Raw genomic sequence first — 10,513 nt, 5'->3', positions numbered from 1 at the left:
CAAAGCTGATCGATTTTCGCGACAAACACATGACGCCACAACATAACTCGTTGCCGGCAAACAAGGATTCCCGCTTCGTGAACCCCGCACCCGCTCGCGGCCTCCAGATTGACCGAGGTCAGGAGCCCCTCTGACGTAGAGCGGCGCGCCAGCCTTCGCCCAGCGATCTTCCATTCCGCCCGCGCTTTCCCCCGTGCATGGAAACATTCCCTCTCCCGAGGCGCCTCAATGTCGACATGCTCGACTTCGACATGTCGACCACCGGCCGATACCATCGGTCGTCGCTCATGGTGCGCCGTCCCTCGCGAAACGAGATCCGGCCCTCTGAAGAGAAGAGATACGCTTGCGAGGGAACACCGTGGCGCGCGGCCGGCTCAGGATCGGAGCTCCGACGAACAGCACCGACTCCCATCCAGGCCGAGCCGCCGACGCGCCTCTCGATCTGTTCCTCACCGATTCCGCCCAGATCGATCGACGTGAGGTCAACCTGCGCTGGCTCTGTGCCAGTGCGTTGACCGGGCTGACCGGGGCCGGTCTCATCGGAGCCGCGATCTACGTGTCGTTACAGGGCGACGTCTCTTTCGCCGCGGTTCCGGAACATGCGGAGATCATGGTGCGCTCCGCGCCGAACGACGACGTCGCGAACATCGCGCGCAAGGGCGACCGGCTCGTCCGCAACCTGATGATCGCGTCGGCCAAACAGACGTTCCGCTCGCCGGTGACCGTGCGCTTGGGAGACCGCGAGATCATCAAGGTCCGGCCTTTCGTACGGATCTCGACGGCGCTCTCCATGTCGACCGGCGTCTTCTCCGCCGAGGTGCCGCGCTTCGACCCGATGAAATTCGTGTCCAGCGAACCGCTCGAACGGGCGACGGAAGCGAGCGCTGCCGATGCTCCCGGCGCGGAGGTGACCGTCATCAAGCGTGATCTCACCACGATGCCGATCGAGGCGAACACGCCCGCCCTCGGCGATGACGCCGTGACCGCTCAGGTCGAAGAGGAAAAGCGGCTGGCCGCGGAGGCCGGACGACGCACGGCGCTTCCCATCGCGCCGCAAATGATGTTGTCGCGGGCGCTCCAGCAGGGTATCGCGGCTCCGGATTTCGGCGGGATCGCCCCCCCGTCCGGCGATGCGAGCCCCTTCAAGTCCATCGACGTCCTCGTGGTGCCGGAGAACGTCACCAATCTCGCGAAGACGAGCCTCCGGCAGGGCGAGACGCCGCTGGTGGAAGACCGCGACGTGGCGATCAAGCGCGGCGAGACCCTCGAAGCGCTGCTGAAGGCCACGGGCCAGGCCAGCGACGAGCAGATCAAGGGGATCGTCGCGGCTCTCGGCGGGCGGGCGCGCGTCGGCGACCTCGCCGAAGGCCAACAGTTCCGCGTCCAGATCGCACCGGGTCCGAAGCCCGGAGATCCCCGGCAGGTGACACGGGTCGTCCTGTATGGCGAGAACGGCGTCGAGGGAATCGCCGCCATCAACGATCGCGGCGCCTTCGTCTCGGTCGCGCAGGCGGTGGAAGACAAGGCGGCGCGCAAGGCGCCCGCCGCGTCGGAATCCGGAGACGACGACGAGGACGAGGATGGCGGTTCGGGCCCTCGTCTCTATCAGAGCCTCTATGAGACGGCGGCACGGCACGATCTGCCGCGCGCGACCGTGGAAGATATCGTGCGGATCTTCAGCTACGACATCGACTTCCAGCGCCGCATCGCGAGCGGCGACAGTCTCGATGTCTTCTATACGTACGACGAGGAAGGCGGTCAGGCCGCGCTCGACCGGCCGGAACTGTTGTACGCGTCGCTCAACCTCGGCGGCGAGGTGCGAAAGGTCTACCGTTTCCAGTCGCCGGACGACGGCTCCATCGATTATCTCGACGAGCAGGGCCGCTCCCTCAAAAAATTCCTGATCCGCAAGCCCATCGCCGACGGCATCATGCGCTCGGGCTTCGGTTACCGGCGCCATCCGATCCTCGGCTATGCCAAGCTCCATACCGGCGTGGATTGGGCCAACCCGATCGGTACGCCCATCGTCGCCGCCGGCAACGGCAGCGTCATCAAGGCGGAATGGGATTCGGGCTATGGCCGCCGGGTCGAGCTCCAGCACATCAACGGCTACGTCACCACCTACAACCACATGTCGCGCTTCGCCCGGGGGGTGACGGCGGGGGCCAAGGTGCGCCAAGGCCAGGTGATCGGCTATGTCGGTTCCACCGGCCTCTCCACCGGCGCGCACCTGCATTACGAGGTCATCATCAACGGCCATTTCGTCGACCCGATGAAGATCCGCGTGCCGCGCGGACGCGAACTCGACGGGCGGATGCTCACCGAGTTCACGCGCCAGCGCGAGCAGATCGAGACCACGCTGCAGAAATCCCGAGCCGGCGTCGCCATGGCCCAGCGCGACGCCCCGCGCTGAGCCCCCTCCCCTCACCCGAATCCGAGCCGGCGGCGGATCTCCGCCGGGGTGACGCCCCGAGCCCTCAGATCGCCGAGGGATTCCGAGCCGCGCGATTTGGCGAGCTTCGTCCCGTCGGGGCCGAGGATCAGGGCGTGGTGATGATAGGCCGGGCACTCAAGACCGAGCAGGGCCTGAAGCAGGACATGCAGGTCGGTCGAGGCCGCGAGGTCCGCTCCGCGAACCACGTGGCTGATGTCCTGGGCGGCATCGTCGACCACCACGGACAGGTGGTAGCTCGTCGGCACGTCGCGCCGCGCGATCGGCGCATCGCCCCAGCGGGCGGGATCGGCGACGTGGCTCGTCTCCACGCAACCGGCGTCGAGGCAGGAAAAGCGGTGCGGCCCCGGAGCCTGCGCGAGGGCGCGGTTCATGTCGAGCCGCCAGCTATGCGGCAGACCGGCCGCGATATGCGACGCCCGCTCATCCTGGGAAAGGACGCGGCACGTGCCGGGATAGAGAGGCGCACCGTCCGGATCGCGGAGCGGCTCCGGCCCGGCGGCCGCGATCACGGCGGCGCGGCTACAGAAGCAGGGATAGACGAGGCCGCGCGAGCGGAGTGCGTCGACGGCACGGCGATAGGCCGGAAAATGCTCGGATTGGCGCCGGACGGAACCGCCGAACCCGATCCCGAGCCAGGCGAGATCGTCCGCGATGGCGGCGATCAGGTCAGGGCGCGAGCGCACCGGATCGATATCCTCGATCCGCAGGATGAGGTCGCCGCCGAGCCGCGCGGCGAACAGCTCGTTCACCAGGGCGGAATAGGCGTGCCCGAGATGGAGGCGCCCGTTGGGGCTCGGCGCGAAGCGAAGGCGGATCGGAACGGACGACCCGGTCATCCCCCGGAATGGCGCCGGCACAGCTCTGCTTTGGGAACGCAGGCGATACCCGGCATGGAGCAGGCTATCCCCTCCCCGTAGCGCCGACAGACCGTGCAGCCGTCGCTCCACTCGGCGCAGGACGCATCGGCTGCCGGAGAAACCGGTCCTGAACGCCCGTGCGAAGAGGGCGCGAACGTGCCGATCAGGACGGTGACCACCACGACGGCCGCCACGGCCAAGGCCACGAGACCATCCCTGCTCTGCGATGTCGGCACGGGTGCCGCGGCATCCGATGGTGGCGAGGTTGGTGCGCGCATGGCCCGTGTTCGCTCGCTCGCCGCGCCCTGTCAACGCGAATTGCCTCTCAGGCCGCGGTGACGGCACGGCGTTCGAGGAGGGCAGGCAAGGCCTTGAGGTCGAGGGGTTTTGCCAGGAATTCGTCGAACCCGGCCTCCCGCGCGGCCAATTCGTCCTCGCGACCGGTATTGGCGGTGAGCGCCACCAGCCGGAGCGGCGCGCGATGGTGCTCGGCCTCGCTGGCACGCAGCCGCCGCGCCGTTTCCAGCCCATCGATTCCCGGCATGCGGATGTCGATGAGGGCGAGGTCGAACCGGGATGCGGGATGGTCGAGCCGAGCCAGCGCCTCGGACCCGTCCCGCGCCAGAACCACCGTCGCACCGAGACGCTCCAGAGCCCTGGTGGCCAGCAGGGCGTTGATCGGGTTGTCCTCGGCGAGAAGCACGTGGACGCCCGCCCCCGCGCGCGCGCCGTCCTTGTCCGCCGGGATCGCGCCGTCGTCGGGCACCGGTTTCGGCGCGGGGCCGGTCGCTTCCACCGAGGAGCTCGGCGCCAGCAGCCTGTCGAACAGTGAGCGCGCCCGGACCGGCTTGATCAGGTAGCTGTCGAAGCCCGCCGCCCCCGGCGCACCGAATTCCCGCCGATCGAAGGGGGACAGCAGAATGAGGCTGCAGCGCACGCCGCGCCGCCTGGCTTCCGCCGCGAGGCTGCGCACGCTCGCGTCGCCGAGGGCGCGATCGGCGATCACCGCATCGAAGGGCACGCCCGACAGCGTATCGAGCCCGGCCTCGACGGTCGGCACCACCACCGCCGACGCGCCGGACCGGGACAGGCGCCGGGCGAGGAACGGCGCCTGATAGGGAGAATCGGCGACGATCAGGATCTTCCGCCCCTGCAGCGAGACGGGCGGCAGCGCATCCTCCGACGCAGCGCCGACCGGCAGGGGCAAGTGGACTGTGAAGGTGCTGCCCTGGCCGACGACCGAGCGCGCGTCGATGTGTCCCCCCATCCGCGAGGCGAGGCGCCGGCTGATGGCGAGACCGAGCCCGGTTCCCTCATGGCGCGTGCTGGCGCTGTTGTCGCCCTGCTCGAATTCCTCGAACAGGATCGGGATGCGCGCGGCGGGGATACCCGCCCCCGTATCCGAGACCGCCAGGACGATCTCCTGCGCGACCCATGTCACCGTGACGCCGACCCCGCCCTGATTGGTGAACTTGATGGCGTTGCCCGCGAGATTGACCACGATCTGCCGGACACGGTCCGCATCGCCGATGAATTCGGACGGCACGTCGTCGGCGACGTCGATGGCGATCTCGATGCCCTTGTCCTGGGCGCGGGGCGCCAGGAGTTCGACCACGCCTTCCACCACCGCCCGGAGATCGAAGGGTTCGGCCGACAGGTCGAGGCGTCCCGCCTCGATCCGCGAGAAATCGAGGATGCCGTCGATGAGGGTCAGCAAGGCCCGGCCCGACGTGTGCACCGCCTCCACGTAGGTCCGCTGCTCGGCATCGAGGCCGGTCTCGAGGACGAGGTCGGCCATGCCGAGAATGCCGTTCAACGGCGTGCGGAACTCGTGGCTGACGGTGGCGAGAAAGCGCGACTTGGCGACGTTGGCCGCTTCGGCGCGGTGGAGCGCCTCGTCGAGAGAGCGGGCGGATTCGATCCGTTCGGTGATGTCCGAGCCCGCCCGCAGCCATAGCGTGCGTCCTCCGGGACCGGTGACGCGCATCTCGATGAAGGAGAACCAGCGCGGAATGCCGTCGACGGGGCGCACCTGCATCTCGACACGGCTGACGCCGTCGGATTGCTGTTGCCGAGGCCCCTGGTCCAGGATTTCGAGGTCCGCCGTCGAGCCGAGCAGCGTCAGCGGTTCGACCCCGAAGAGACGCCCGAATCCATCGTTGGCGAAGGTGATGCGCCCTTGCGTGTCCCGCTGGACGATGACGTCGGTGGTCGCCTCCACGAGCGCGCGGTAGCGCTCCTCGCTCTCGGACATCCGCCAGATGCTGTCCTGGAGACGTTCGACCTCGGACGCGTCGCCTGCCGGCCGTCGCAGGCCTCGGGCGACCAGGCTCGCCGTGGCCAGGACCGCGAACAGGGTGATGGCGAGAGCGACCTCCAGGGTGATCATCGATCTCTCCGTGGGGCGGCCCGAGCGGATCGCCGCAGGGCGAACCGCCGCGCAGACTGGCGATGACGCCGAGGTTCCCGCTCCCACTCCATTCCTGTCATTCGCATGTGAGATTGAAGGACGGCTTTCGAAAGGAGCTTAAGGCTTCCTTGCCGCGACGGACGACATCCCTCGCCCCGCATCGGTGCCGTCACGCTCATAGCCGATGCCGGACAGCTTGGCGCGCCGCGCTTCACGGGCAGGCCGCGATGGTGTAGGCGCGACGGCTTGTACCTGGGCCGTCCCTCCCCCGAGGCCAGGCCGCGAGACGCAGGCACCATGACCTTTTCTTCGTCAGAGACCTCTTCGCAGCCGGACACCGCCGGTTCCACGAAGACACGCATCGAGGCCACCTTCGCCCGCTGCCGCGCGGAGAAGCGCGCCGCCCTCGTGACCTACGTCATGGCCGGCGACCCCGATGCCGAGACCTCCCTGAAGGTGCTCCGGGCGCTGCCGCAGGCCGGCGCCGACATCGTCGAGTTCGGCCTTCCCTTCACCGACCCGATGGCGGACGGGCCGGCGATCCAGGCGGCGGCGTTGCGCGCCCTCGCGGGCGGGCAGGATCTGGTCAAGACCCTCGACCTCGTCCGCCGTTTCCGGGAGGACAATTCCGGAACCCCGGTGATCCTGATGGGATATTACAACCCGATCCATGCCTACGGCGTCGACCGGTTCCTCGACGACGCCGTCGCGGCGGGGATCGACGGGCTCATCGTCGTCGACCTGCCGCCGGAGGAGGACGACGAACTCTGCCTGCCGGCGCTCGCCAAGGGACTGGCCTTCATCCGGCTGGCGACGCCCACCACCGACGAGCGCCGCCTCCCCGCCGTCCTCGCGAACACGGCCGGCTTCGTCTATTATGTGTCGATCAACGGCATCACCGGCACGGCGACACCCGATTTCGGTCGGGTGGCCGAGGCGGTGGGCCGGATCCGCAGCCATACGGACCTGCCCGTGGTGGTCGGCTTCGGCGTCCGGACGGGCGTCCAGGCCGCCGCGATCGCCAAGGGCGCGGACGGGGTGGTCGTCGGCTCCGCCCTCGTGGATGTGATCCACCGGGCGGTGGTGGACGGCCGGGACGCCGCCGAGACGGTGAGCGAACTGGTGCGCGAACTGGCCGAGGGCGTGCGCGGCCGGACCGCCTGAGAGAACCACACCGGAACGATCCGTCCGCGAGCCGATCCCCGGCTCATCCGAGACCCCTTCCCTCAAGAACGGTCAGTCGACGATGGTTGAACCCATGAACTGGATCTCGGAGGTCGTGCGCCCCAGGATCAAGACCCTGTTCAAGCGCGAGACGCCCGAGAATCTGTGGGTCAAATGCCCGGATAGCGGGCAGATGGTGTTCCACAAGGAGGTGGAGGGAAACCACTGGGTCATCCCGGGGTCCGAGCATCATCTGAAGATGAGCGCGCAGGCGCGCCTGAAGATGATGTTCGACGAGGGCACCTGGATCGACGTGCCCCTGCCGGAGGTGGCCGCCGACCCGCTCAAGTTCCGTGACGAGAAGCGCTATGCCGACCGCCTGAAGGACGCCCGTGCCAAGACCGGGATGCCCGACGCCTTCAAGATCGGCTTCGGCCGGGTCTCGGGAATGCCGATGACGCTGGCGGTGCAGGATTTCGCCTTCATGGCCGGCTCCCTCGGCATGGCGGCGGGTGAGGCCTTCGTGCGCGGCGCCGAGACGGCGCTGGACAAGCGCACGCCCTACATTCTGTTCTCGGCCTCCGGCGGCGCACGCATGCAGGAGGGCATCCTGTCGCTCATGCAGATGCCGCGCACGACGGTGGCCGTGCGCCGGCTGAAAGCGGCGAAACTCCCCTACATCGTGGTGCTCACCAACCCGACCACGGGCGGCGTCACCGCTTCCTACGCCATGCTGGGGGACGTCCATCTCGCCGAGCCCGGCGCCCTGATCTGCTTTGCCGGGCCGCGCGTCATCGAACAGACGATCCGCGAGAAACTGCCCGACGGGTTCCAGCGCGCCGAGTATCTGCAGGAACACGGAATGGTCGATCAGGTCGTGCACCGGCATGCCCTGAAGGACACGATCTCACGACTCTGCGGCTTGCTGATGAACCAGCCTGCGGCGGCACCGGCCGGCGCGGGCGCCGTTGCCGAGCCGGCCTGAGCCCTCACGCTATACGGCGAGCCGATCCATGGATTCCTCCGACGCGCTGATGGCCCGCTTCCTGGCCCTTCATCCTCGCACGATCGACCTGTCGCTGGGCCGGATCCAGCGCCTGCTCGAACGGCTCGGGCACCCGGAACGCAAGCTGCCTCCGGTCATTCATGTGGCCGGCACCAACGGCAAGGGCTCGACCATCGCCTTCATGCGGGCGATTCTCGAAGCCGGCGGCCTCGCTGCGCATGTCTACACCTCGCCCCACCTCGTGCGCTTCCACGAGCGCATCCGCATCGGTGCGGTGGGGGGCGGCAGCTATGTGCCCGAGGACCAGCTCGCCGACGCCCTCGCCCGCTGCGAGGCATCCAATGCGGGCGAGCCGATCACGGTGTTCGAGATCACCACCGCCGCGGCCTTCCTCCTGTTCTCGGAGACCCCGGCCGACGTGCTCCTGCTCGAAGTGGGGCTCGGTGGGCGGGTCGACGCCACCAACGTGATCGACAATCCCGCGGCCGCCGTCGTCACGCCGATCGGGCGCGACCATGCGGAGTATCTCGGCGACACCGTCGAAGCGGTGGCGACCGAGAAGGCGGGCATCTTCAAGCGCGGTTGCCCGGCGATCATCGCCGCCCAGGATTACAAAGAGGCGGATTCGGTGCTCTGCCGCATCGCCGAGGAGATCGGAGCCACGCCGATCCGGGTCGGGAACCAGGATTTCTCGGTCCATGCCGAGCGCGGCCGCATCGTCTACCAGGACGAGCTCGACCTGTTCGACCTGCCCCAGCCCCGCCTCAACGGACGGCATCAGTTCACCAACGCCGCCACCGCCATCGCGGCCCTGCGCGCGGCCGGTTTCGGCGATATCGGAGTGGAGGCCATCGAGACCGGCCTCAACAAGGTCGAATGGCCGGGCCGCCTCCAGCGGCTCACCCGCGGCCGCCTGTCCGACATGGCACCGAACGATGCGGAGCTCTGGCTCGATGGCGGCCACAATATCGATGGCGGTCGTATTCTCGCGACCGCGATGGCGGATCTCGGCGAGCGCAGCGACGTGCCGCTGATCCTGGTGGTGGGCCTTCTCGGCACGAAGGACGCGGAAGGCTTCCTGCGTAACTTCGTGGGGCTGGCGCGGCACCTGATCGCGGTCCCGATCGGAGGCCAGATGGCGGCGCGGCCGGCCGAGGAGGTCGCCCAGATCGCCGCCGATGTGGGGCTCACCGCCTATGTGGCCTCCAGCGTCGAGGCCGCCCTGGAGAGCCTCTCCGACATCGCCTTCGAGCGGCCGCCGCGTATCCTGATCTGCGGTTCGCTCTATCTCGCGGGCAACGTCCTCACCGCCAACGGTACGCCTCCGACCTGATCGCGTCGGGTGGGAGGCGGTCTCCTGGCGGAAGGCAAGTGATTCTGCCGGACGAGTCCTTGCCCTCGTCGAACAGGGTTACCGCATCGTTTGTCTTGGACAACCATGCCGGACGAGGGTCTCCGGCATCGGCGGGACGTGACGAACACAGCGTCCTTGCTTAGGATCGGCGGACGACACATCGCGACAATCCCCGCTTTTCACCGGACCGGCCACACTTGTGGCATCGGATATCGAGTGTGGCTCCTGCGCTACATCTCGACTGCCCGAAATCGACTAGTTTGATTGTGGATCGGGCAACTCGCTGGGGATCAACGATGAAAAAGCTTCTCACCTCTTTCGCGGCCTTCACGGCCCTCACTGCAGCGGCAACCGCCGCCGACCTTCCGCGTCGCGCTGCGCCGCCGGTCTTCGTGCCGGTGCCGGTGTTCACCTGGACGGGCGCTTACTTCGGTATCAACGCCGGTTACGGCTTCGACGCCGGTAGCGACAGCAACCGTTACGCCCTGCCGGGTGGTTCGGTGCTGAACTCCTTCACCCGCACCCCCGTGGTCGTCTCGACCACCGGCGGTAACGAGCTCGAAGGCTTCGTCGGCGGTGGCCAGGTCGGCTACAACTACCAGTTCACCCCGGGTTCGGGCCTCGTCGTCGGTCTCGAAGCTGACGCCCAGTACACCGACTTCGGCAACAAGAGCCGCTCCGTGACGGGCACCATCAGCCCCGCCGCCGGCGCTTTCACCAGCCCCACCTCTGTCCGCATCCCGGGCAATGAGATGAACTTCTTCGGCACGGTTCGTGGCCGCGTCGGTTACGCCTTCGACCGCGTCCTGTTCTACGGCACCGGCGGCTTCGCCTACGGCGACGGCGGCACCGGCGGCGACGACTTCCGCACCGGCTACACCGCTGGTGGTGGTATCGAGTACGCCATGCCCGTCGACTCGTTCCTGAACTTCTTCCGCTCGTCGGCCGTGACGCTGAAGGTCGAAGGTCTGTACGTGAACCTCGAGAACAAGGGTAACCCCTCGGAGCGCTCGGTGCTGAACCCGAACGGTTCGCTCATCCTCAGCCGTTCGGTCACCGCTCGTGAGAGCGAGTTCGCCGTCGTCCGCGCTGGTCTGAACTACAAGTTCGGCTCGTACTAAGCCGATACGTCGCAACGTCGACACAGGTCTCGAAACGGAGAAGCCCGGCCTCATAGCCGGGTTTTTTCGTTTCCGAACCATGGTCCGCACCGGCCGGTGCGCACCACCGGACATAAAAAAAGCCCGGCCTTCCGAGGCCGGGCTTT

At 68.0% G+C, this 10,513-nt stretch carries 7 protein-coding genes; 5 read left to right on the top strand and 2 right to left on the bottom strand.

What is annotated here, in order from left to right; genetic code table 11:
* The first annotated feature begins 358 nt into the window (after nt 1-358).
* Nucleotides 359-2,413, top strand: a complete 2,055-nt coding sequence (locus ASF08_RS06535; protein WP_156629486.1) for a M23 family metallopeptidase — start codon at nt 359-361, stop codon at nt 2,411-2,413.
* Between the two features lie 11 nt (nt 2,414-2,424).
* Here the strand turns inward: ASF08_RS06535 and gluQRS are convergent, their stop codons facing one another.
* Nucleotides 2,425-3,291, bottom strand: a complete 867-nt coding sequence (gene gluQRS, locus ASF08_RS06530) for a tRNA glutamyl-Q(34) synthetase GluQRS (RefSeq protein WP_056142875.1) — start codon at nt 3,289-3,291, stop codon at nt 2,425-2,427.
* Between the two features lie 346 nt (nt 3,292-3,637).
* A complete protein-coding gene (locus ASF08_RS06525) occupies nt 3,638-5,701 on the bottom strand; it encodes an ATP-binding protein (protein WP_056142872.1) in 2,064 nt (687 codons plus the stop codon).
* A gap of 318 nt (nt 5,702-6,019) precedes the next feature.
* Between ASF08_RS06525 and trpA the strand changes: the two genes are divergently transcribed.
* The 4 genes from trpA (at nt 6,020) to ASF08_RS06505 (ending at nt 10,367) form a co-directional block, all read left to right on the top strand.
* Nucleotides 6,020-6,886, top strand: coding sequence for a tryptophan synthase subunit alpha (trpA, locus tag ASF08_RS06520; RefSeq protein ID WP_056142868.1), 867 nt, complete (start codon nt 6,020-6,022; stop codon nt 6,884-6,886).
* Between the two features lie 82 nt (nt 6,887-6,968).
* Entirely contained in the window at nt 6,969-7,871 is a 903-nt protein-coding gene (gene accD / locus ASF08_RS06515; protein WP_056142865.1) for an acetyl-CoA carboxylase, carboxyltransferase subunit beta, read from the top strand.
* 28 nt (nt 7,872-7,899) lie between these two features.
* Nucleotides 7,900-9,225 (top strand): bifunctional folylpolyglutamate synthase/dihydrofolate synthase, encoded by a 1,326-nt coding sequence (locus tag ASF08_RS06510; RefSeq protein WP_056142861.1) that lies wholly within the window; start codon nt 7,900-7,902, stop codon nt 9,223-9,225.
* A gap of 317 nt (nt 9,226-9,542) precedes the next feature.
* Nucleotides 9,543-10,367 carry an outer membrane protein gene (locus ASF08_RS06505; protein WP_056142857.1) on the top strand — a complete coding sequence of 275 codons (825 nt, stop codon included), beginning with the start codon at nt 9,543-9,545 and terminating at the stop codon, nt 10,365-10,367.
* Nucleotides 10,368-10,513: the final 146 nt, after the last annotated feature.

The sequence above is a fragment of the Methylobacterium sp. Leaf85 genome (genome assembly GCF_001422125.1).
GTDB classification, from domain to species: Bacteria; Pseudomonadota; Alphaproteobacteria; order Rhizobiales; family Beijerinckiaceae; genus Methylobacterium; species Methylobacterium bullatum.
The sequence above is the reverse complement of the archived record's forward strand: the minus strand, read 5'-3'. Positions and strand labels throughout refer to the sequence as shown.